Genomic DNA, 22,591 nt, shown 5'->3' with positions numbered 1-22,591 from the left:
AGCGATGTAACATTGAGTACCATCGAAAACGTACCAAAACAAAGGAGCGCCCCTAGGCGCTCCTCCACTCTCATCGCCGCAATCGCCAGTTTTTTGGTCATTGTAGCGACCACTTATCTCGGCCTTTTGGCTATTACTTTTTTCATAGGGCGAGTTGTTCCCATCGATCCTGTTCTAGCCATTGTGGGTGACCGTGCGCCAACTCACGTGGTTGAACGTGTGCGCGAAGAAATGGGGCTTAACCTGCCCTATTATCAGCAATTTTTCATTTACGTTAAAGGCGTGTTGCAGGGCGATTTCGGAACTTCTGTTCTGACCACTAATCCCGTCATGACCGATATTCGCCGCGTTTTTCCTGCCACGATGGAACTGGCAACTGTCGGCACTTTAATCGGTGCATTGTTTGGCATTCCATTAGGTGTACTTGCTGCCGTCAAGCGGGGCAGTCTAATTGACCAGATCGTGCGTATTATAGGTCTCATCGGCTATTCGGTTCCGATTTTCTGGTTAGGCTTGCTTGCACTTTTGATTTTCTATGCCCGTCTGGGTTGGACATCTGGGCCAGGTCGGATCGACATTATGTTCGAATATACGTTCACACCCATTACCGGTTTTTATCTGATCGATGCCTTAATCCAGGGCGATTGGCCAGCATTACGCAATATTGTCTCTCACCTGGTTCTTCCGGCGGCGTTATTGGGCTATTTCTCGCTTGCCTATATTAGTCGTATGACACGCTCATTCATGCTCAATGAATTAGAGCAAGAATATATCATAGCTGCCCGCGCCAAAGGCCTTTCAGAAAATCGCATCGTCTGGGGACATGCGCTTCGCAATGCCGCTGTCCCATTAATCACTGTTATCGTGCTGTCCTATGCTGGCCTGCTTGAAGGCTCTGTGCTTACCGAGACGATTTTTTCCTGGCCCGGCCTTGGCCTTTATATCACCAATTCGCTACAAAACGCCGATATGAACGCGGTTCTAGGCGGAACGATCATTATCGGTTCAGTCTTTATTGCACTTAATCTTTTGTCCGATCTTTTGTATCGGTTTCTCGATCCAAGGACGCGTGCAAAATGAGCCAATTAACGAACTCATCAAATGTCTCTTGGCGAGACTGGCTTCTTTCCGAGCGCCCTCAATCACGTCTACAAGCCCGCCTGGGCCGGTCCTATATGATATGGCGTCGTTTCACCGCCAATCGGTTGGCCGTGATTGGGCTTTTCATCATCATCGCTCTATTGTTGGTAGCGGCGTTTGCGCCTTATCTAGCTCCTCACTCCCCTTATTCGGGTAATCTTGCCGATGCGCGACTGTTACCACCCGGAACCCCCGGCCATATACTCGGAACCGATGATCAGGGCCGCGATATTCTCTCGCGGTTGATTTATGGCTCTCGGCTCACACTCTATGTGGTTTTGCTCGTCGCCATTATTGCTGCGCCAATAGGCCTGTTGGTCGGAACGGTTGCTGGTTACGCGGGTGGTTGGTTAGACGCAGTTTTGATGCGTCTTACGGATATTTTCCTTGCCTTTCCCAAATTAATTCTCGCATTGGCCTTTGTCGCGGCATTAGGTCCGGGCATTGAAAATGCGATCATCGCTATCGCCATCACATCTTGGCCACCCTATGCACGCATTGCCCGAGCGGAAACGCTTACTTTGCGCAATTCGGACTATATTTCAGCCGTTCGTTTGATGGGTGCGTCACCTTTTCGGATCGTATTGCGCCACATTATGCCACTTTGCACATCGTCACTGATCGTGCGCGTTACGCTCGACATGGCCGGCATCATCCTTACTGCGGCAGGGCTGGGTTTTCTTGGCCTCGGTGCACAGCCGCCCTTACCCGAATGGGGTGCAATGATCGCATCTGGTCGGCGCTTTATCCTAGACCAATGGTGGGTTGCCGCAATGCCGGGCATCGCAATTCTTATCGTCAGCCTTGGCTTCAACTTCCTAGGTGATGGCCTGCGTGATGCACTTGATTCAAGGGGGAACAACCAGTGACCTTATTAAAGGTAGAAGATCTTCGCGTCACTTTTCCCACCCGCACCGGCGTGATTGAAGCTGTTCGGGGCGTGAGCTTCACTTTAGGCCGTGAACGACTGGGTATCGTGGGCGAATCAGGGTCTGGAAAGTCCCAAACCGGCCGCGCTATCATGGGACTTACCCCGCCACATGCGCAAATTACTGCAAAAACATTGCAGTTTGACGGTATTGATTTGTTGAACATTTCACCAAAAGAACGTCGTGCTATGCGCGGCGGACGTATCGCCATGGTGTTGCAGGATCCCAAATATTCTCTTAACCCGGTGATGACAATCGGCAAACAGATCGCCGAAACCCTGCGAGCTCACGGAAAATACAGCGGTCAGGAAATTCACCAGCGTTCGGTGAAGATATTGGAGGCCGTGCAAATCCGTGATGCAGAGCGCGTTATGAAACTCTATCCGCATGAAATCTCAGGCGGCATGGGCCAGCGCGTTATGATCGCTATGATGCTGGTCGCCGAACCTGAAATGTTGATCGCCGACGAACCCACTTCAGCGCTTGATGTCACCGTACAGCTCGAAGTTCTGAGTATCCTTGATCAGCTTGTTGAGGAAAGAGGCATGGGGCTGATTTTCATCAGCCATGACCTTCGTCTTGTTTCGTCATTTTGCGATCGCGTCATCGTTATGTATGCCGGTCGGATCGTCGAGGAAATAGCCGCTAGCGATCTGGCAAATGCCAAACACCCATACACGCAAGGATTGCTCGACTGTATGCCAAAGATTGGCGCCAACCAACATCCGCTGCCAACCTTGCAGCGACAGGAGGCATGGCGCCAATGAATGCTGCTCAAAGTGCAACAACTGGCGTGAACTCCCGCTCTGCTCTCGCATTAAATATCGAAAACCTCAACGTGTTTTTCGACAACTTTCACGCGCTCAAATCGGTAAATGTTGCGGTCTCTCGCGGCGAATCCTTCGGCCTGGTCGGAGAGTCCGGCTCTGGCAAGTCTACGCTTCTGCGCGCCGTAGCAGGCCTTGCACCTGTTGATAGCGGAACAATTCAAATCAATGGCGAGCTGCTCTCCTCATCCCGAGACAAGAGCTTTTATCGCACGGTCCAAATGGTTTTTCAGGACCCCTATGGCTCGCTTCATCCGCGACAAACGGTGGATCGGCTACTGCTTGAACCCTTAGCCATTCACGGGATCGCCGATAGTGAAAAGCGCATCGTCCGAGCGCTTGATGAGGTAGGCTTAGGATCCGGATTTCGCTTTCGCTATCCTCATCAGCTTTCTGGCGGTCAGCGCCAACGTATTGCTATTGCCCGCGCATTGATTATTGAACCAAGCATTCTCCTGCTTGATGAACCGACTTCCGCATTAGATGCATCCGTCCAAGCGGAAGTGCTCAATCTTCTTGAACAGGTCCGTCGTGACCGCAATCTAACATTTGTTATGGTAAGCCATGATCTGGCGGTCATCACCCATATGTGCGACCGCCTGGCGGTTATGCGCAACGGCGAAATCGTGGAACAATTAGACGCAGACGCGCTTGTTCAGGGCAAATTCGGTGCTGATTATACCAAAATGCTCATGCGGGCGAGCGAGGGATTTCGCCGTTAATCGACTCTAGGCGAGATAAATTAAGGCAGGGACTTCCCTGCCCTCTCTGCCTCTATTAAGTTAGCTAGTCGTCAGTTCACTGTCTCTAAGGATTTTTCGCACTCGAGACCGCAAGTTTTGCGGATTCAGCCTTTGCAGCGGCGGCTTCCGCTGCAGCCTGATCCGCACTTTTCGGCATAGTATCGATAACACTTGTAACATTACCGCTAGCCGAAACCTGACAAACGGCTGTGCGCAGATCGACCTGCATATCAACATCCGTGCCGCCGCCTGATCGTGGTCGGGAATTCACCACTCTGATCACACTTACCGGCAAGAAATATTTATTAGCGGCGGCATTGATGCAGGATTCAGCTATTATTGGATCAATCGATACCACAGGTGTAAAACGCGGCACGGCAAAGCGCGGAGCCGATGCGGCGTTTTCATTGCTGGTCGTAGCCGTAGAGTTTTGTGTGGTCGTCGTACACGCCGCCGCTAACGGAGCGAGCATTGCGACAATCAGAAATCGAGCGCCTTTTCCCAAGGATCCGCGCATAAACAACCTCACAAGTTTGATGATAACTTAAGTTAGTTCAGCTCTATTCAGTTTTTCTGGATTGTCGAGTGCAGGAACGCCACATTAACGGTTTTTGTTCGCTTCTTCCCAAGGCTTAAATCATTGGTTTTCCAAAATCCAATTGATCATCTCACGCCAATCGCTCATCCGGATCGGTGTGCCATGATTACCGCTTTCAAATCTACGAAATTGCACCGGATAGGTTGGGGAGCGCTTGCGGATCTCGCGATAAAACGCTTCCTGACGGTCAATCGGAAATACCGGATCCCGGCTGCCATGTGTGAAAAACACCGGAACTTTTTTCTTAAAAGCTGGCGATTTAAAGAACCCTTCATCCCAAAGCGACCCAAGCAAAATCAACCCAGCCAATTGATCTCCAACACGCGGATTTGCTGCAACACGCCAACAAAGTGCCCCTCCTTGCGAGCCGCAGGCAAGAATAAGCGGGGCGGCAGGCGACGAGGCTTTAAGTTCTGCCACAAGCGCAGCGATTTGAGCCTCGCCCGTAGCAGCAAAATCCTTGAAGTCCGGTGTCACATAAAGCCCACCATTCGAACTTGCCAGATTTTTTATGCGGTTGAAGTTGCCCCCAAATGTGAAATCATTGACCCCTTGAAAGCGGTTACCGCCTCGGCCATGCAAATATACCACGATGAAAGATGCGTTCTTTAGCTTGCCCACTGCAACCGATTTGACCCGACCGGCGGAAGTTTGAAAAGCGACCTCTTTTTGTTGTGCGCGAGCTCTGAGGGAAACGTAAACATCCTTGGCGCGTTTTTCTGGCACCGCATCGCGACCATTAATATCGCGCATTTCGTTATAATCGACGATTTTATAATCGCCATTATCAGCACTTCCTAAAATTGCGGGATAGGCAAAATAATTATCCTTAAATGGAGACAGCAATTTTTGTGCAAAGGCCGAGACCGCAGACATAAACAGCATTACCGCAACCAGACCTAACCGCATTACAATTCCTTCCTGCCATTAGGGCTAAAGTTCCAGGCGATGATAACGCCGGTTAAGATAAATCAGCGCCTCATCGTCGGTACTTGCACGCAAGGCCGCGACTTCGCCAAAAAGAACATAATGAGTAGAATGATCTTGAACGCTAGTCACACGACAGTCAAAAACGGCAAGAGCTCCAACCAAAGCTGGCGCGCCGGTGGACAATATATCCCATTCGGCCAATTCAAAACGCTCGTCCTGCGTTAAGCCTATACGACCAGAAAATGCTTCTGCCAATTGTTCTTGCGAGCCTGAAAGCGTGTTGATCGCGAATACGCCATTCTCCAGAAAGAGCCGGTTTTCCTCATGAATTTTTTGTAGGCAGATCAGTACAGTCGGAGGATTATCAGAAACCGAGCACGACGCCGTCAATGTGACCCCTCGCCTTCCGGCGGTTCCGTCGGTTGTGACCACTTGCACCGCCCCCGCATAATGACTCATAGCATCGCGATAGGCCTGGGATTGGACTGGCGCCACATTTAAAAAAGTGTTTTTACCCGTTTGCACTTGAATAGCATCCGTTTTGACTTGCTTGCATCGGGGCTCAGTGCGCCCCGACAACTTCAGGGGCATTGCACAAAGGTGAAGAAACCGCTACCCACTTTTGAACAATTGCCAAGAAATATGAAAGAAGATCGCCTGAGTGATTGAACCTATCCAGATTAGGAAGAAGCTTGAGATGGCGTTCCAATTCGCCACACTAGCATGTTTTCGTCTCGACCGTCTGATCGCTATCCTCTCGATCTTCGCGCTCTACACTCTCGCGGTTATTCCTTCCTTTGCACAAGAACTACGCGTTGGACTTGCAGCGCCGTTAAGCGGTGGGTTTGCACCGCTCGGCCAGCAATTTCTTGAAGGAGCAAAAACTGCGGCCAATAACAAAGACCTAACACTTATTGTTGCCGATGATCAATGCAGCGCAGATGGTGGCCGCGCAGCAGCACAAAAATTTGTCCAAGAAAGTGTTGTGATTGCGTTAGGTTTTCATTGCACCGAAGCATTGGAAGCCGCGCTGCCAATCCTTGCGGAAAAAAATATCGCTATTCTCACTACGAGCACCAGCGGCCCTACCCTCACCGAACGCCGGTCTGGCGCTACGATGCCGGTTTTCCGTGTGACGACCGGACTTGAAAAAGAAATGCAGACTACCGGAAGTTTCCTAGCTAGTCTTTGGCGGTCAGAACCCTTTGCCATCATTGACGACGGCACAATCGAAGGCAGAGTGCGCGCAGCTCATCTTCTAAACTATCTCAAAGAGCAACAACTCGAACCGGTCTTTACCGACACCTATCGTCCGGGATTAGAAAATCAGAACGCTTTGGTAGCACGCCTTCGCCGTGCCGGCGCCACCCATGTTTATGTCGGCGGTGAGCGCGACGATATTGCGGCGATTAGCGCAAGTTCTGATGCGCTTAACTATCCATTGGTCGTGGCTGGCGGAAGTATGCTCAACGCGGCGCCCGGCCCTTTGCCTTTAAAAGAAAATACGCTGATGATCGCTCCCTTGAACCCGCTGGACCTTCCGTCCGCAGGTTCGGCGCTTGATGCCCTGCGGCAGGCTCAAATTATACCCGATGCCAATGCGGTCAGGGGTTATGCAATCCTCGAACTTGCAGCCTTGGCAGCTCAACAGTCACAAAAACAAAACCGCCCGATTATAAGCATTTTATACAATGACAGCTTTGAAACCGCACTCGGGACGCTTAAATTTGATCACCAGGGCACGCGGACAGACAACCCAAATCGTTTGCAGCGTTATGATGGCAAACGTTTTAAACCCGCTGACCGATAAACCAGCTAACAGCTATCATTATAGTAATCGCACTCAATAAATTCATTTGATCCGAAACAGTGCCTGTGTCCCTAACGCAGCCACCATTGGCGCATCATCATCAACCTCTTAATCGCGCAGCTGACAGCGTTTCTGAAGCTTTGAATCGGGCAGACGGTTCCAAATTTCTAAGTCGACTTGCAATAGAGCGAACGATCCCGGGTTGATACCGGTTGAAAGGTCCAGCCAATCTCGTGCAATTCCGCCATATCGACGAACCGCCTGATCACGTGCGCCGCCATGTTCAATCCGTGCCCTCAACTACTCTCCGGCAATATCCATCACCCGAACAAAAGAACCGCTAACATTACCAATCCGATGACCAATATAGCCCAATTCGTTCCCGCTTTCGTCTCTCACCTTAAAAAGCGCTTGTGTGGATTGTTCCGAGATCAGACGCGCATGATGACATTCATGTCCCCTTAACGTGGTCGTCCACGGTCCACCTTCGAGCGGCTCCAATTCTCGATAACCGGAATATTCCGCACTCTCTTTGACCGAAGTTTCCACCGGCAAAAGGCCCAGCATCTGATGTCGGACCCCAAGCTTGTCCGTTAACCCCTCTCCCAGAACCATATATCCGCCGCCCTCGCCATAGATGGTCGTTCCGCGAGCAGCCGCCTCTCTCATTCCATCTCGAAATCGCTGCGATGCTGCCAATCTTGCGGCAAAGATTTCAGGATATCCTCCAGGAAGATAAATAGCATCGGCATCTGGCTTTGGGGCTTCATCCAAAAGCGGGGAGAAGAAATGAAGCTCTGCCCCTCGTCTCCGCCAAGCTTCAAAAATATGAGCAAAGGCAAAAGCGAAAGCTTCGTCTTTTGCGATGGCTATCCGGCTTCCTAGCGGCGGCAGGCGAGTGACATTGGCCATTGCGGGAAGACGTTTGGTGCCTTGCCAAATATGGCGCAGCATCTGCAAATCCATATGCGTTTCGATCACAGTCGCAGCATGATTTAGAAACTCTTCCAACGCTATTTCAGCCTCAGCACCCAATTTACCCGCACTGATGACCGGTAAAGTCAGACCGAGATCAAAAGGTAAAGCCCCCAGAACTGGAATACCCGATGGTTCAAGAGCCGTTCTCAGCATCGTTTCGTGGCGATCACTTATGACTCGGTTGAGTACCACGCCCGCAATCAAGACATTCCTGCGAAACTGGCTGAAACCCGCAACGATTGCCGCAACTGAATGGGTTAAGTTTTCACAATCTACCACTAAGATCACCGGCAAGCCAAGCAGTTGCGCGAGTTCAGCGGAAGAGCCTTCTGTTGCGGTTGCGCCATCGAACAGCCCCTTCCGGCCCTCGACAACGAGCAATTTTCCACCTTCGGTTATTCGAGATGAAACCGCACTGATGAGTTCTGGCCGCATAGCCCAGCTATCAAAATTAAAACTTTCGGCATCACTTGCGGCTTGGTGATAGGCAGGATCAATATAATCTGGGCCCGATTTAACCGGTGTCAACGCTACATTCATACGCTCCAAAGCGCGCAGCAGCCCCAACATAATTGTGGTCTTTCCTGCGCCCGACGACGGGGCCGCGATCATAAATCCATTCATATTCTGTCACTCCGCCCCTGATCTTACTTATATGAGCTACTCAACCATGGTAAATTCGCATTCCAACTATAGCGCCAGAGCTAGCAGATAGGATATATGCCGTCATGAATGATGAAATTGCACCAGAAAACAACCCGTCAGAAGACTTCGAAACTTCTTATGCTGACAGCTTGGGCGCTCGCGCAACTGCGGCAGCGAAATCTGCACTTCTCGCTCTTATAACTGGAGAGTTTGCGGATCCCGTTGGCATAATTCTTCCAGAAGGCGACGTGCCTTATTTTCAACTATCCTATGAATCCATCGGCGAATACTATGCGACGGCTGGCATTGTCTGGCATGAGATAAGCCAAGAACAGGCAGTAGAACTTACCGTCATATCAACAGTTTTTCCCGCCCCGCCCGGCAGCGGAATTATGTTTCAGCCAGGCGATGGTATGACAGAAACTGATATTGACCCGCTTACCCGTCAGCTAACCACCAGCATATGCGAAGAAATTTGCAATGAGCACCAACTTCCGACGGATTTGCTCATCACCATTTCAGTACCGGAGCGCGGCCAAGCATCATCACTCGGCGGGTGATGCGGCACGCGCCTCTCGAAGTTCCTGCGCAGTCACACCCAAAACCTTAGCAATACGCTGGATCATAGCGGTTTCAGACTGATCAATACGATTATCAGCACAGGCGATTTTCAACAGATTGCTAAGGAGTGACAAGCGGCGCTCAGGGGCCATTTCGGCCAACATGGTCGCGGCCTGTGTCGTCGTTGTTTCATACGCAAAATCTTTCAGATATTCCGCAACCTCCGGAAGTTCATCGCTTTCAATCCCAAAGTTTTTGGAAACAATTTCCTTAAAAGTTTCGATTTCGGCTGGATGTCTATCCCCATCTGCAAAAACCACATGTAATAAAAGCAATAATTCGGCAGCCAGTGCCGGGTCTTCCGCCACACGTTGAACCGCGCTTTTTTTACTCAAAAATGCTGTAATGCGTTCAAAAATGCTTTCGCCCATCGATATCCCAGTCCGGTTTGATATGCCCTGATCATTTTTGCCCCAACGCCAAAACAACGCAAGCGTATAAAGTCCCGCCAGTAAAAAACATCCAAAAGCAGAACTGCGTCTGGCCTAATTAGTCTCTCTAATCTATGGTGCCCAAAGGCCCGCCGGATTCCCTTCATGCTCGAATTTTTCGATACTCTCACTATCATATTAATCAGTGCTGCCTTTGTTGCAGGCATTATTGATTCGATCGCCGGCGGTGGAGGCATGATTACGATTCCTGCGCTGCTCCTTGCGGGAATCCCACCGGTGGAAGCGCTCGGCACGAACAAATTGCAAGGACTATTTGGTTCATCTTCAGCAACCATTGCCTATGCGCGAAAAGGCTATGTAAATATTTACGAACAATGGCCCGAAGCCATTGCGTCCTTAGTCGGTTCAGTATTAGGCGCATTTTTAGCGACGATAGTGCCGGTCGATATTATGCGTGCGGCTTTGCCCGCATTACTCGTAACCATCGCCATCTATTTCGCCGCAAAACCAAATATCGGCGACCTCGACCGGGCACGCAGAATGGGATCATTCGCTTTCGGGTTCACAATAGTTCCGCTAATTGGCTTTTATGACGGCTTATTCGGACCAGGAACCGGCTCTTTCTTTATGATGGCATTTGTCGCACTCGCCGGTTACGGCGTCTTAAAGGCCACCGCCCATACAAAGCTGCTCAACTGCGCGTCCAATGTCGGCGCGTTCGCAACATTTGCCATCTTTGGTGTAATAAATTGGAAGATCGGCATTACTATGGGAATTGCGCAGTTCTTGGGTGCCCAAATTGGCGCTAATGTCGCTATGAAGGTCGGCTCACGCATCATCAAGCCATTGCTGGTTGTGGCTAGCATCGCTTTAGCCGTACGCCTTCTGATTGACCCTACCAATCCAATTAGAGTGCTGATCGGTTTTTAAACCTCAAAGCTACTAGACCCGCGGGATCGGTTAAGGAAGCGGACACGGGCCATAACGCATGTGCCCATTATCTAGGCAGAGAAATAAGTTCATATATCAAAGACTTAACTTTGTTTTCGGAATCATATTCTAAGGCAGTTAAACTATCCCTTCATCTTCAATGGCAACCCAGCTGCCATGAAGTAAACCTCATCCGAACAAGATGCGACATCCTGGTGCAGAAACCCCGCATAATCGCGAAAATCTCGTGCCATTTGATTGTCCGGTACGATCCCAAGCCCTACTTCATTAGAGACAAATACCACCGGCCCGTTAAGTTGCGGCAGCGCATCTAAAAGTGCAGCAACTTCAGTTTTTATATCTCGCTCCTCCAGCATCAGATTGGTAAGCCAAAGCGTCAGACAATCGACAAGTACGAAACAATCCGGAGCGCAATGATTTGAGAGCGCATCGATAAGTGCCAATGGCTCCTCAATAGTGCGCCAATGCTCCGACCGCCCTGCACGATGAATGTCAATTCGCTCTTCCATCTCACTGTCGAAAGCGCGTCCTGTCGCGAGATAAATTGGCTTCAGTCCTGATGCTTCTATAAGCCCTTCTGCATATGAGGATTTTCCCGACCGTGCCCCGCCAAGAACAAAGATTATTCTGCCTTTAGCAGCCATGACCTAATCATCCTGATTTTTCTAAACTCGAGGGCCAATCTCATCCACATCTGAAGTTTTAAGATGCGAGAGAAAACAATCCATCAATATCGAGGGAAGTTTCCAGCCCGTCTGCCAGCTCATTTAAGGCCGTCTCGACTTCATCATGATAATTTGAATACCCGGAAAGCTCAGCTCCAATCGACGAGAGGAAATCTCGCCGAAACGCATCTGAACGGAAAACACCGTGCAGATAAGTTCCTATAACGCGCCCATCCGCCGATATGGCGCCATCAGCTCGACCTTCAAGAATTGCAAAAGGTCGCTGACTATCCGCACCATCCGTACGACCGACATGAATTTCATAGCCTTGCAGGCTTGCTTTGTTGAGCGAGGAATACCCTTCGACATTGCGCACATATTTTTCGCGCACCATAACTGTTTCGACTTCGAGTAGCCCCAGCCCCTTCTCTTGGCGCACTTCTCCTTCCAATCCGTCAGGGTCAGAAATGGTCGTGCCCAACATCTGATAGCCACCACAAATACCAAACACATGCCCACCGCGACGCAAATGTAAGTAGATATCTTTGTCCCAACCATATCCACGCAATGCTGCGAGATCAGCAATCGTTGATTTGGTCCCAGGCAGAATAATCAAATCTGCGTCCTCTGGGATCTTCGAACCCGGCGGCACCATAATCAACTGCACGCCCGCCTCGGCTTTCAGGGGATCAAAGTCATCAAAATTCGATATTCTGGGCAACATAGGCACTGCGATTTTAAACATGCCTTGGCAAGTTTTTGCATTGCGCTCTAGTACAACAGCATCCTCTGCCGGAAGTTTTGATACCGCTTCAAGCCAAGGCACGACACCAAATGAAGGCCAGCCCGTAAAGCGCGTAATCGCCTGAAGCCCCTCATCAAAAAGCCCAATATCCCCGCGAAACTTATTGATCAAAAAACCGCGGACCTGTGCCCGGTCTTCATCTGATAAAATGGCATGGGTGCCAACCAGCGAAGCAATCACCCCGCCTCGATCAATATCGCCAATCAAGACAACCGGAACATTTGCGCGCGTGGCAAAGCCCATATTCGCAATATCACCTGCGCGAAGATTGATTTCCGCTGGTGAGCCCGCGCCCTCCACAATGACAAGATCGGCTCCCTTGCTCACATTCGCGAAAGAATCCATGACGGCAGAGAGCAATTTCGGCTTTAACTCCCGGTAATAATTGCCCCCGGCTTCACCATACACCCGCCCCTGAACGATGATCTCGCTTCCCATATCCGATTTGGGCTTTAAAAGGACGGGGTTCATATGAATAGAACTAGGAGTGCCGCATGCCATGGCTTGCAACCACTGAGCACGGCCAATTTCGCCACCATCATCAGCAACTGCAGCATTATTAGACATGTTCTGTGGCTTGAAAGGCCGCACGATCAAACCGCGATTCCGTGCAGCACGACAAAGCCCGGCAACAAGGACACTCTTGCCAACGTCAGAACCGGTACCTTGAAGCATAATTGCGCGCGACATGGGTCGTTGCCTAACCTAACTTCCGCCGGCTGGCAATCTGCGATTACACTCTTTGCGGAAGGAATTTGCGAACGCGCCCGATTAATAAATAGAGCCGCGGCCCGACGCTCCTGAAATCCAGGCAACCGCAAACTTCCGAATCTTCACTAAAAAGAACCTTGGAAAATGTGAAACTCATTCAGTGATCAATATTCTGCGCCTAATTGAGATTAAAAATGAAAAATAAGGGCCAGAAACAGCTAAAAAAGCGCGATGTTTAGAATTGCTTAAGGCTCTGATAACTGTCCGGTAACGATGTTGGGTTAAACAGGAGCAAGAGACGGCCTCAACCCTCTCGACGCTCCGGATCAGGTACTGCGTACCGGAGTGAATTCCCTGCCGAGTATTGATGCAGGTCGCCATGCGTATTTTGGCAAAACCGTGCCCCTAAAGGGAAGCGCGGTTTTTGCCATTGGTGAATATTGAATCAAATAAAGTCGATTCTTGTCAAAACCTTTATTTTCTCATTGAATTTAGGCCGCACACCTGTGAATGCTCTCTACAGATAAATAAGAGCGAATATCAGGACTGAAATATTGACTTCCCATATTTTCGTGCAGACTTCAAAAACCGATAAAAAAATATTTGGATTGCCGTGGGCTGTTCTGTTCGTCCTGCTTTATTTCGTCTTTCAGGTCTTATGGGTTTCTTTTATCTCAAACGGCGCTGGCGTTGATGATGCCGAACAGCTAGCAAACAGCACTTATCTTGACTGGGGATATGGCGGGTCCCAGCCGCCGCTTTATACCTGGATTACAAGTCTGACGACTTCGTTACTTGGCACTTCTATGCTCACGCTGCAACTTGTGAAGTTCAGCATTCTCGCCAGCCTTTTCGTCAGTGTTTTCGTTGGCTTACGCCTTTTGGGACTTTCTCAAGCAGTAGCCTCAGCAGGTATGCTTGGCCTATTCCTAATCCCTCAAATCGGTTGGGAATCCCAACGCGCCTTGACCCATTCCGTTGCCGGGACAGCGGCATGTGGATGGGTATTTTGCGCCTTTGCTTGGCACATGCGCCGACCCAGTATCGCTAGTGCGCTAATTCTAGGCGTCGCCATGGTTGCAGCGATCTTGGGCAAATTTAATGCATCAATATTCGTAATAACGGTGATCCTAACCGGCTTAACGATACCCGAATATCGCAAAATATTATCTTCAAGATTGTCAGTTTTTACTTTTCTGGCCTTTATTGTGAGCATATCACCCACCGCGCTTTGGATGTCGCGACATTTGTCAAACGTCTTAGAACGGGCAGAAAAGTTCCAAATCGGCGTCGCCGCCAATCCTTTTTTAGACCGTATCGTCGGCATCGAAAGCCTTTTCGTGGCCGCGTTCCTATTTTCAATTTTAGTTTTAGCGACAGCAGGTATAATTGCCCTCATCCATGTGAAAAGCCGGACCCAACTTCAACACACACTTTCGCCCGGCGAACGCTTTATGCGCCGCATCATCGGGGTGGGACTATTGGTTGTTCTTGTAGGGGTCGTTGTGGTGGGCATGACCAATATCAAAGACCGATGGTTACAACCGGTCTTGTTTTTATTACCTGCAGCAATTGCATGTTTATTTGGTCTCTATCGAGCCCAGAGCCGAGCGCTTAATGACTTTGCAATCATTAGCATAATTGCCGCCCTCATCGTGCCACCGGTGCTTGGCTATTATTTAACCTACGGATCAAGCGCTCCCCCATATGGTCAGCTGGATTTTGCAAAACTATATTCTGACATTAAAGGCCAAGGCGCGTTTACGACGATATTGACCGATAATACACTCATCGGAGGAAATTTTCGGCTATTCGATCCTGAGCTTCGCGTGATCCATCCTGAGACTCCAACAGATGCTTATAATTTTACGACGCCAGCCGTGATCATATGGTTTGGCGACGCTCCCCCCGAGCAGTCGATACCGCAGATCTTGCAAGGCCTGCAATTAGAATTGCCGCAGTCGGATTATACCACCACCCAAGTTCATTACCGCACCGTGCCGGATCGTTTCATGACGGTCAGCTATATGTTAATAGACTGACCATCATGAACAAAACCGTTTAGAACCCGGTGGAACTCGTCATTGCACCGCATCCTCAACGGCATTAGCGGTGCTTTTGACGTCCTTTCCGACGCCCCGCACAGTATTCGCACAGGACACCAAAGCTAACGAACTAATGATAAGAGCAATTGGAACAAATCGAGATAGTTTCATAACTGTTCTCCCAATTATAAACGTTGCAACAGGTCATTCCACGCAGATTATGTAGCCAGCTTTTTCGCACAATTTCCATTCAGCTGTCATTTATGAAATTAGTGCACTACGCGTGACCGGCAAGGGAGCTAGTGATCGTTCCCCCACAATCCCAACAATGCGAACAGTCTCAAAACGTAGACTTCGCCAGTAGGTTTCGAAAACACGGCGCAAGAGATCTGCTACCACGAGATATGGTGACAAGCCTCCCGTTTGATCTGCATACCGACCTGATAGCGACCTGAGCCCGGCATCCATATTCCGCACCTGATAACCCTCCCCGCAATATTCTCAAAAAAGGAAATGGTGCTCCGAAAATATCCACGCCTTATTGGGATAGCCAATATTGCCAGCCAATTATCGATCACCATTTACCGATCATCAGCGCTGAACAGTCCGCCCTTCAACTATGGCTAAAATGATGCCAGCGCTCATTTTTACGACCTCATCTATCCATTAAGCGACAGGCATTTAGCCGCACTAGGCAAAATATGCGTTCTATGCATCAATAGAGTTCTGTTCTGTTTGCGTCATAAATGCCCAATCAAAATTCAGGCATTTTATACTAAAACAGTCAGCAATAAATAGGTGGAACTAAGAGATTCCGTATTTGACGGATGTTGAGGTGATACCGGTGCGGGAACTGCAACGGATGCCTCAAAAATGGGAACGATCAGGCTATGCAGCAGGCTTCATCGGTACGGCGATCTATTGTTTTCTTTCTCGTTCAAAACTTTTCGATGATCGCATTTGCGACAGCAATCGAGCCTCTACGGCTTGCCAATCGGATGTTGGGTTATGAAGCCTACCGTTGGCGACTGGCATCTGTGGATGGTAAACCGGTAAAGGCGTCTAATGGCGTTGAATGTGCAGTTGACACTTCGCTAGAGCAAGAGCGCCGCCCCCGCCAACGGGAAGACTATCTTCCCATGATATTCGTTTGCTCAGGCGTCTATGTCGAAGAATTTCGCAACAAATCCGTGTTTGCTTGGCTGCGAGAGGAATATAATCGCGGCGTGGCCATTGGCGGTCTTTGTACCGGCGCACATATACTCGCAGCCGCTGGTTTACTATCCGGAAAACGCTGTGCGATTCATTGGGAAAATCTGCCCGGTTTTTCAGAAGCATTTCCTAAAGCGGAAGTTTATGCCGATCTTTTTGAGGTCGATAGCAATCTTTATACTTGCGCGGGCGGCACCGCCTCACTCGATATGCTGCTTAAATTGATCGGGGACGATTTTGATAGCAATCTCGTTAATCGTATCTGTGAACAGGCCCTGACGGATCGCGTACGCAATCCCCATGACAGGCAACGCCTTCCCCTGCGCGCTCGATTAGGCGTTCAAAACTCCAAGATACTGACCATCATAGAGATGATGGAAGCCAACCTATCTGAGCCAGAAGCTCTGACTACCGTTGCCAATAATATTGGACTTTCCCGCCGACAGGTTGAGCGCCTTTTCCGTCAGGAAATGGGCCGTTCACCCGCGCGCTATTATCTTGAAATCCGCCTCGATAGAGCTCGACATTTATTACTTCAATCGTCAATGCCTATAGTCGAAGTTGCCGTCGCTTGCGGATTTGTTTCTGCATCGCATTTTTCCAAATGCTACAGAGAATTATACGGCCGCTCTCCCCAACAGGAACGCGCAGAACGCAGAACTTTATCCGCTGCTTAACGCCTAGAGCTGCAAAGTTGAGGCGAGATAAACGTAAAAATATTAATGACTTATTTCTTCTCCATGAGATGAACATTCCCATTGTACCAACGGTGGTTATTCCACATCGGCGTTTATCTTGCTCATCTTGATCGAACAAGCACGACCGGTCGCCACATGCTCTGATTATGTCGTAAAAAGACAAATATCATTTCATTCCAGCACCTATGGTTTGATCAAATCAGGTCCTTAACCAAGGTCGCACAAATGGCAGAGTTTCCCAAAAAAGCAAAAGTCGTCATTATAGGTGTTGGAGGCATCGTCGGCGCCTCTGTCGTTCATCATCTGGTTGAACGAGGCTGGGATGATATTGTTGGTCTCGATAAATCCGGCATTCCAACAGATATCGGTTCAACCGCTCACGCATCTGATTTCTGCTATGCGACAAGCCATGATTATTTAACCTGCTGGACGTCTCTTTATTCCATCAACTTTTTTGAGAAAATGGGCCATTATGCTCGCATTGGCGGCATTGAAGTTGCACGCGTGGGTGACGATGCCCGGATGGACGAACTCAAACGCAAGGTCGTATCCGGCAAAGCCTTCGGTACCCGCGCACGAATGATGGACCCGGCTGAGGTCAAAGAAAAATTCCCACTGATTGAGGAAAGTCTGGTCCAAGGTGGGTTGTGGGACCCAGACGCCGGACTGGTAATACCGCGCTCGCAAACCGTGGCCGGTAAACTTATCGATCAAGCGGAAACCACCGGCAAATTAACCTGCTTTGCCAATACTCCCGCACAATCCCTTGTCATTGAAAATGGCCGCATCAAAGGTGTGGTTACCCATCGCGGAACGATTGAAGCAGATTATGTCGTCGTGTGCGCTGGTCTTTGGGGGCGCTTGATTGCTGAAATGGCGGGTGAAGATCTGCCAGTCATACCGATCGACCACCCGCTGACCTTTTTTGGTCCTTACAATGAATTTGAAGGCACGGGCAAAGAGATTGGCTGGCCTTTGCTCAGAGATCAGGGCAATTCAGCCTATATGCGCGACACCGGTGATCCAAAGACTGCCGAGGGCGGACAGATTGAATGGGGCTATTACGAAGAGAAAAACCCACGCCTCTGCCATCCTCGCAATCTTCAGGAAAAAGAGGAAGCTCGTCTATCCCCTTCCCAGCGAGATCTGGAAATGGAGCAGATCTTGGAACCGCTCGAACGTGCGATTGAACTGACGCCAATTCTGGGCGAGCTTGGCTATAATGAAGCGCATTCTTTCAACGGCTTTCTTCAGGTCTCGACCGATGGCGGGCCCTCAATTGGTGAAAGCCAGAAAGTACGCGGCCTTTGGTATGCGGTCGCAATCTGGGTCAAAGACGCACCGGGCATGGGCAAACTGCTTGCCGACTGGATGACGGACGGTCGCACAGCGATTGACCATAACGCAATCGACTATTCTCGTTTTTATCCGCATCAGCTTGAGGAACAATATATTGAAGACCGATGCACAGAAACGGCAATGAAAGTCTATAATCCAGCTGTGCATCCGCGCGAGCCATACGTGAAGGGCCGCAATATTCGCCGCTCTCCTTTTTATGAGCGGGAGAAAGAGTTGGGCGGATATTTCATGGAGCTAGGCGGTTGGGAACGCGCCCATGGCTATGCCGCGAATGAACACCTGCTCGAAAAATATGGTGATCGCATTCCAGTGCGTGAGAATGAATGGGACAATCGCCATTTCTGGCGGGTGTCCAATGCTGAACATCTGGCAATGTCAGAGGATTGTGGGATTATCAATCTATCGCATTTTGCAATATATGACATTGAAGGTCCGGACCATGTCGAGCTGATGGAATGGCTGTGCGCAGCCAGAATCGGCGGCGATGCTAATATTGGCAAAGGCATTTATACCCATTTCCTTGATGATGAAGGGATGGTTCGCGCCGATTTTACAGCTATCCGCATGGCTGATCGTATTCGCATGATCAATGGTGCGGACGCTGGCCCTCGTGACTATCATTATATGCGCCGCATGGCTGAGGATAAGGGATTTAATGTCACCATCACGGACGTGACAGAAAAATTTGTGACGATTGGTATTTGGGGGCCGAACGCTAGGGAAAACCTAAAGAAAGTCGTCGAGGACCCTGAAGGTTTAAACCCAGAAAACTTCCCCTTTGCTGCCATTAAACCGATCCGTATCGCTGATAAAGAGGTAACCGCCTTCCGCATTTCCTATGTCGGTGAACAAGGCTGGGAATTGCATATGCGCTATGAAGACGGGCTTGCTGTCTGGGATGCATTGCGCTCAACCGGTGTAATTGCGGTAGGCGTGGAAACTTACGCCAACTCAAGGCGAATGGAAAAAAGCTTACGCCTGCAAAATGCCGACCTGCGGACCGAATATAATCTTCTAGAAGCGGATCTCGCCCGACCAAAGGTCAAGGACGCTGATTTCCGGGGCAAGGCAAAACACCTTGAATATAGATCTCGTGAGCATCAGCCAGCCATGCTGTGCACTTTGGTTATGACGGATAATATCGATCAACATGGGGTGGCTCGCTATCCGGTGGGTATTCTGCCTGTGCTCAACCCTGAGACCGGTGAAACTTTGGTAGACGAATTAGGCCGCCGCTCCTACACTTCTTCCATCGCTTACGGCCCAACCATCGGCAAAAATATTGCCCTTGCCTATTTGCCTTGGGACTTCTGCCAAGAAGGTCGCAAACTCCAAATTGAATATTTTGGCGAAACATACCCGGTTGAAGTCGCAGCAATTGGCTACAAACCACTTTATGATCCGGAAAATCTAAAGCCACGCAGCTAAAAAAAAGCCCGAAGCGAACAGCTCGGGCTTTTACTATTTGTTTCATAGGCCAATAATTAGCCTTTGGTTTTCGCTGGCTTTACCCGATCGGTTAATTTCTCCATCTCTGGAAGATCGAGCACTAAATTGCTGAATGTTGAAGCCAAATGGACGCCTTCTTCGTGGAATCGTTCCACGATCTGAAAACGCAACTCATTTTTGATCCCGCCAGTGGAGGTGATATCTGCAACAAACGCATAGATATCGAAAACCAACACCATCTCCGACATATTCTGAAATGCCACAAACGGTTCTGGATTTTTCAGGATTGATGGATGCGCCGCGATGATTTCAGTAAGAATTTGATGCACCCGCCGCGGATCTTCCGTGTAACCCGTCTGCACATTAATTTCGATACGTCCCAGCTTGTTACGCAATGTCCAATTGCCGACATTGCCATTGATCAAACTGGAATTGGGCACAACAATCGATTGCTTTTGAAAGGTTTCAACCTCCGTCGCCCGTACGCTGATCTTCTTCACCGTACCGCTGACACCACCTGCTTCCACCCAGTCACCGACCTTGAAGGGTCTTTCTACGAGTAGAATAAGCCCAGACACAAAATTCTGAACGATATTCTGTAGGCCAAAACCGATACCAAGCGATAAACCACCCGCAATCAGCGCAAGACTGGAAAGGTTAAATCCAGCGGCAGAGACCGCTATCAACGCCGCAAGAACCAATCCGACATAACCAATGACCGTCCGGATCGAGTTACGAACCCCCACATCCACACGACCACGGGCAAGAACCTTACTATCCAACCATCTTTGGAACCAGCGGGTAAGCAGAAAGCCCAGTATAAAGAATACGATACCGGTTAGCAGCCCCACCATAGAGATCGAGATACCGCCGATCTGAAACCCGGTCATCAGGCGGTAAAACGTGTTTTTAAGTTCTACCCACTGGAAACCAAATTGCATAAGTACGAGCGGTATGCCGATCAACGCTACCGCTAAGTTGATCAACATGCCCAAAACAAGACCAAGTTGGTCCAGTGAACTATCGTCAAGATGGAAGCGTTTTTGTAAAAGCTTGCCGATCCGGCTGTTCGGAAAACCACTCTCTTCCGAAATGGCACGCCCGGTCAGCAGCCCTAAATAAATAACCACAAGAAATGCACCGGTTACCACGATCTGCTGTGAGATAAATCGGGCCAGACCGATAAAACCTAACGACGCTATTATTATCGGTATCAGACCAAGCGCAATCAGGAACAGTTTAAACCAATGCGGCCACGGCTTTCTGGCCTCGCCATCTTCCACTGGCTTCACGAATGCAATGGTCAAGACCAATAGTCCAATCAACCATGTCAAAATAAAGCTCTTTGCCATGGTCAGTGAAACGGGTGCTGCCTGCACTTGATTCACGATACTCAGAAATGAGTCTATCCCATTGATAACAGCTATAAAACTTATAAGCCCCACCAGCACAGCACCGGGCTTGGGAGCGATCGGCAAAAGCCGCCACGATGGCGCGGTTGGGCTAATGCACACGAATGCCAGCCTAGATATGAAAAATACAGTTCCGATCACGATAAAAAGGCTTCTTGCCAAAATCGCGATCTCATCTTCGATCACCCCAAAAAATTGAAAAAGCGAAAATGTGATGACTAAAAAACTAGCAACTGCGCCCGAAGGAATAGAAGTCGACCAAAAAGCTACCGACAAACGATTTAGATAAGGGGGCGCACCAATTTTAGGATCTCTCCAATAGAGCGGCCCAAGTAATCTGCGTGCCCACAACTCGATAAAGAGCGCTATTGAGCTTGCCAGCAAGGTTGCGATCAGGAAGGCTCCAAGTTTGTTCGCCATAACAAAGCGCCACCAGTCCTGTATCCGATGGCCCAACTCGGAAAGCTGGCTCTGAGCCGCCCTAACCATGTGAAAACCGAACGCATTGTCAAAACTGACCCGGCGCGAAAGCGTCGTCTTGAACAAATCACGCCGAAGATCGGAAATTTGCGTGCTCATTTTTTTCAATTCGAGCGACGCATCGTCGGATTCACTCAAAAGCGCACTGATCCCGGCTTTCTCTACGCTCAGTCGCGCGCGTTCATCCGCTACGATCGCCGATTCTTCGCCCTGTTCTTCAGCAGGAGCACCCAACTGTTCCAGGCGACTGTTTACCTCCGTCAGCCGCACCCGCAGCGATTGATTATTTTCTGCAAGTTTTTTCTCAAGAGCATCAAGCTGCAACCGGAAACCAGCGAGAATTTCGTCATTATTGATTGGCTGCTGTAGTTGCTCACGGATCAGCTGAACTTCCTGTTCCGCCTCCGTGAGATAGGTTTTATGTTGCTCTATCAAATTTAGCGCATCCGGCGTGGTGTCCGGAGCTTTTGCTAGAGATGTTCCACTTACTATGGCCGCGGCCATAACCAGAACGTAAAAGAAAGCTTGTAATCTAATAAAATAGCGCAATTTAAATTCGATCCGTTTTTCGCCCAGGATTCATATAGAACAAGTGGACGACGGGGAAAGCCTTTTTTCAAACGACAGTATTTCCTTGTTACCAATGGCACAAATGGTTAATGAGGATTCTCAAGAGTGTTATAGTTGCTCTCAAATGTGGCAATCATAAAGGAAGTCCGGGCATTTTGACCAACGGTACCGACACACGCGACCGGCAAACAAGCCGTAACCGGCAGCATGGTTTTATGCTGTTCGTGAGCTGTGTATTTTCTGTTATGGCCATTATGTTTGCCGTGGATTTTTCCACCATTGGCAATAATAACCCACCCCGTGGATCTGAGCATAAGGCTGATCACCAGATTAATGATAGATCTGGTTTGCCAACCCGCCAGCAAACAGCAATAACATCTCAAACCATTCGGGCTATCCTTACTGAAGCCAATTGGATGAAATGCCAGTCCGTCTATCCATCCGGAGGCGGCAAAGCCTTATTGGGTAAGCTGGCACAACTCGAATTAAACAATATTAGCCAAGCGCCAATCGCTCCGGCTGTCTATATTATGACCGGTTCACACCTGAGTCATACAAATGTTCGAGCACCCCCGCATGTCATTTGAACATGCAAATTGATTGGCCGGGACCAATCTTGAA

Annotated in this window: 20 protein-coding genes and 1 pseudogene; 11 read left to right on the top strand and 10 right to left on the bottom strand. The window is 49.5% G+C overall.

Annotation, left to right across the window (positions count from 1 at the left end; all coding sequences use genetic code 11):
• The first annotated feature begins 21 nt into the window (after positions 1-21).
• The 4 genes from C7374_RS04790 to C7374_RS04775 are packed head-to-tail and all read left to right on the top strand — an operon-like array spanning position 22 to position 3,618.
• A complete protein-coding gene (locus tag C7374_RS04790; protein WP_111574646.1) occupies positions 22-1,080 on the top strand; it encodes an ABC transporter permease in 1,059 nt (352 codons plus the stop codon).
• Positions 1,077-2,009, top strand: coding sequence for an ABC transporter permease (locus C7374_RS04785; RefSeq protein WP_111574471.1), 933 nt, complete (start codon positions 1,077-1,079; stop codon positions 2,007-2,009). Before C7374_RS04790 ends, C7374_RS04785 begins: the two co-directional genes overlap by 4 nt.
• Positions 2,006-2,836, top strand: a complete 831-nt coding sequence (locus C7374_RS04780) for an ABC transporter ATP-binding protein (RefSeq protein WP_111574470.1) — start codon at positions 2,006-2,008, stop codon at positions 2,834-2,836. The genes C7374_RS04785 and C7374_RS04780 overlap by 4 nt, the downstream gene beginning before the upstream one ends.
• Positions 2,833-3,618 (top strand): ABC transporter ATP-binding protein, encoded by a 786-nt coding sequence (locus C7374_RS04775; RefSeq protein WP_111574469.1) that lies wholly within the window; start codon positions 2,833-2,835, stop codon positions 3,616-3,618. The genes C7374_RS04780 and C7374_RS04775 overlap by 4 nt, the downstream gene beginning before the upstream one ends.
• Positions 3,619-3,703: 85 nt before the next feature.
• Here C7374_RS04775 and C7374_RS04770 read toward each other — a convergent pair whose 3' ends face one another.
• The 3 genes from C7374_RS04770 to C7374_RS04760 all read right to left on the bottom strand — a co-directional run bounded on the left by C7374_RS04770 (position 3,704) and on the right by C7374_RS04760 (position 5,758).
• The gene (locus tag C7374_RS04770; protein ID WP_111574468.1) at positions 3,704-4,156 is read right to left on the bottom strand and encodes a hypothetical protein; all 453 of its coding nucleotides are present in this window, start codon (positions 4,154-4,156) and stop codon (positions 3,704-3,706) included.
• A 120-nt stretch (positions 4,157-4,276) separates the two neighbouring features.
• Entirely contained in the window at positions 4,277-5,122 is an 846-nt protein-coding gene (locus tag C7374_RS04765) for an alpha/beta hydrolase (protein ID WP_374850195.1), read from the bottom strand.
• Positions 5,123-5,170: 48 nt separating this feature from the next.
• Positions 5,171-5,758: a flavin reductase gene (locus C7374_RS04760; protein WP_111574466.1), complete on the bottom strand. Its 588-nt coding sequence runs from the start codon at positions 5,756-5,758 to the stop codon at positions 5,171-5,173.
• A gap of 106 nt (positions 5,759-5,864) precedes the next feature.
• Here C7374_RS04760 and C7374_RS04755 point away from each other — a divergent pair, with 106 nt between their 5' ends.
• Complete coding sequence (locus tag C7374_RS04755) at positions 5,865-6,977, top strand: branched-chain amino acid ABC transporter substrate-binding protein (protein ID WP_111574465.1); 1,113 nt, start codon at positions 5,865-5,867, stop codon at positions 6,975-6,977.
• A gap of 108 nt (positions 6,978-7,085) precedes the next feature.
• Here C7374_RS04755 and C7374_RS04750 read toward each other — a convergent pair whose 3' ends face one another.
• Positions 7,086-7,277, bottom strand: a complete 192-nt coding sequence (locus C7374_RS04750) for a hypothetical protein (protein ID WP_111574464.1) — start codon at positions 7,275-7,277, stop codon at positions 7,086-7,088.
• On the bottom strand, positions 7,278-8,579 hold the full coding sequence (locus tag C7374_RS04745) for a cobyrinic acid a,c-diamide synthase CobB (RefSeq protein ID WP_111574463.1): 1,302 nt from the start codon (positions 8,577-8,579) through the stop codon (positions 7,278-7,280).
• Between the two features lie 104 nt (positions 8,580-8,683).
• Here C7374_RS04745 and C7374_RS04740 point away from each other — a divergent pair, with 104 nt between their 5' ends.
• The gene (locus C7374_RS04740) at positions 8,684-9,160 is read left to right on the top strand and encodes a cobalt-precorrin-5B (C(1))-methyltransferase (protein WP_111574462.1); all 477 of its coding nucleotides are present in this window, start codon (positions 8,684-8,686) and stop codon (positions 9,158-9,160) included.
• On the opposite strand, the gene C7374_RS04735 is transcribed toward C7374_RS04740, so the two are convergent.
• Positions 9,146-9,592, bottom strand: coding sequence for a tellurite resistance TerB family protein (locus C7374_RS04735; protein ID WP_111574461.1), 447 nt, complete (start codon positions 9,590-9,592; stop codon positions 9,146-9,148). The genes C7374_RS04740 and C7374_RS04735 overlap by 15 nt on opposite strands.
• Positions 9,593-9,757: 165 nt before the next feature.
• Between C7374_RS04735 and C7374_RS04730 the strand changes: the two genes are divergently transcribed.
• Positions 9,758-10,543 (top strand): TSUP family transporter, encoded by a 786-nt coding sequence (locus C7374_RS04730; RefSeq protein ID WP_111574460.1) that lies wholly within the window; start codon positions 9,758-9,760, stop codon positions 10,541-10,543.
• A 143-nt stretch (positions 10,544-10,686) separates the two neighbouring features.
• Here the strand turns inward: C7374_RS04730 and cobU are convergent, their stop codons facing one another.
• Both cobU and C7374_RS04720 read right to left on the bottom strand, forming a co-directional pair.
• Positions 10,687-11,208, bottom strand: coding sequence for a bifunctional adenosylcobinamide kinase/adenosylcobinamide-phosphate guanylyltransferase (gene cobU, locus C7374_RS04725; protein WP_111574459.1), 522 nt, complete (start codon positions 11,206-11,208; stop codon positions 10,687-10,689).
• A 58-nt stretch (positions 11,209-11,266) separates the two neighbouring features.
• A complete protein-coding gene (locus C7374_RS04720; protein ID WP_111574458.1) occupies positions 11,267-12,724 on the bottom strand; it encodes a cobyric acid synthase in 1,458 nt (485 codons plus the stop codon).
• Between the two features lie 575 nt (positions 12,725-13,299).
• Here C7374_RS04720 and C7374_RS04715 point away from each other — a divergent pair.
• Complete coding sequence (locus tag C7374_RS04715) at positions 13,300-14,787, top strand: ArnT family glycosyltransferase (protein WP_210205069.1); 1,488 nt, start codon at positions 13,300-13,302, stop codon at positions 14,785-14,787.
• A 39-nt stretch (positions 14,788-14,826) separates the two neighbouring features.
• On the opposite strand, the gene C7374_RS16520 is transcribed toward C7374_RS04715, so the two are convergent.
• Positions 14,827-14,961: an entericidin A/B family lipoprotein gene (locus C7374_RS16520; RefSeq protein WP_111574456.1), complete on the bottom strand. Its 135-nt coding sequence runs from the start codon at positions 14,959-14,961 to the stop codon at positions 14,827-14,829.
• Between the two features lie 719 nt (positions 14,962-15,680).
• On the opposite strand from C7374_RS16520, the gene C7374_RS04705 reads away from it, so the two are divergent.
• Together C7374_RS04705 and C7374_RS04700 are read left to right on the top strand one after the other, a co-directional pair.
• The gene (locus C7374_RS04705) at positions 15,681-16,679 is read left to right on the top strand and encodes a GlxA family transcriptional regulator (RefSeq protein ID WP_111574455.1); all 999 of its coding nucleotides are present in this window, start codon (positions 15,681-15,683) and stop codon (positions 16,677-16,679) included.
• A gap of 246 nt (positions 16,680-16,925) precedes the next feature.
• Positions 16,926-19,487 carry a GcvT family protein gene (locus C7374_RS04700; RefSeq protein WP_111574454.1) on the top strand — a complete coding sequence of 854 codons (2,562 nt, stop codon included), beginning with the start codon at positions 16,926-16,928 and terminating at the stop codon, positions 19,485-19,487.
• A 68-nt stretch (positions 19,488-19,555) separates the two neighbouring features.
• Here C7374_RS04700 and C7374_RS04695 read toward each other — a convergent pair.
• A pseudogene (locus C7374_RS04695) lies at positions 19,556-21,904 on the bottom strand (mechanosensitive ion channel domain-containing protein); the annotation flags it as partial.
• Between the two features lie 221 nt (positions 21,905-22,125).
• Between C7374_RS04695 and C7374_RS04690 the strand changes: the two are divergent.
• On the top strand, positions 22,126-22,557 hold the full coding sequence (locus tag C7374_RS04690) for a hypothetical protein (RefSeq protein WP_146612708.1): 432 nt from the start codon (positions 22,126-22,128) through the stop codon (positions 22,555-22,557).
• Positions 22,558-22,591: the final 34 nt, after the last annotated feature.

The sequence above is a fragment of the Falsochrobactrum ovis genome (genome assembly GCF_003259955.1).
In the GTDB taxonomy this organism is placed as follows: Bacteria; Pseudomonadota; Alphaproteobacteria; order Rhizobiales; family Rhizobiaceae; genus Brucella; species Brucella ovis_A.
This window is presented reverse-complemented; position numbering and strand designations above follow the sequence as displayed.

Coding starts and splice junctions, on each gene's coding strand:
- C7374_RS16520 (WP_111574456.1), bottom strand. CDS start 14,961: ATGAAACTATCTCGATTTGTTCCAATTGCTCTTATCATTAGTTCGTTA.
- C7374_RS04765 (WP_374850195.1), bottom strand. CDS start 5,122: ATGCTGTTTATGTCTGCGGTCTCGGCCTTTGCACAAAAATTGCTGTCT.
- C7374_RS04740 (WP_111574462.1), top strand. CDS start 8,684: ATGAATGATGAAATTGCACCAGAAAACAACCCGTCAGAAGACTTCGAA.
- C7374_RS04755 (WP_111574465.1), top strand. CDS start 5,865: ATGGCGTTCCAATTCGCCACACTAGCATGTTTTCGTCTCGACCGTCTG.
- C7374_RS04735 (WP_111574461.1), bottom strand. CDS start 9,592: ATGGGCGAAAGCATTTTTGAACGCATTACAGCATTTTTGAGTAAAAAA.
- C7374_RS04760 (WP_111574466.1), bottom strand. CDS start 5,758: ATGCCCCTGAAGTTGTCGGGGCGCACTGAGCCCCGATGCAAGCAAGTC.
- C7374_RS04700 (WP_111574454.1), top strand. CDS start 16,926: ATGGCAGAGTTTCCCAAAAAAGCAAAAGTCGTCATTATAGGTGTTGGA.
- C7374_RS04770 (WP_111574468.1), bottom strand. CDS start 4,156: ATGCGCGGATCCTTGGGAAAAGGCGCTCGATTTCTGATTGTCGCAATG.
- C7374_RS04720 (WP_111574458.1), bottom strand. CDS start 12,724: ATGTCGCGCGCAATTATGCTTCAAGGTACCGGTTCTGACGTTGGCAAG.
- C7374_RS04730 (WP_111574460.1), top strand. CDS start 9,758: ATGCTCGAATTTTTCGATACTCTCACTATCATATTAATCAGTGCTGCC.
- C7374_RS04705 (WP_111574455.1), top strand. CDS start 15,681: ATGCAGCAGGCTTCATCGGTACGGCGATCTATTGTTTTCTTTCTCGTT.
- cobU (WP_111574459.1), bottom strand. CDS start 11,208: ATGGCTGCTAAAGGCAGAATAATCTTTGTTCTTGGCGGGGCACGGTCG.
- C7374_RS04745 (WP_111574463.1), bottom strand. CDS start 8,579: ATGAATGGATTTATGATCGCGGCCCCGTCGTCGGGCGCAGGAAAGACC.
- C7374_RS04775 (WP_111574469.1), top strand. CDS start 2,833: ATGAATGCTGCTCAAAGTGCAACAACTGGCGTGAACTCCCGCTCTGCT.
- C7374_RS04785 (WP_111574471.1), top strand. CDS start 1,077: ATGAGCCAATTAACGAACTCATCAAATGTCTCTTGGCGAGACTGGCTT.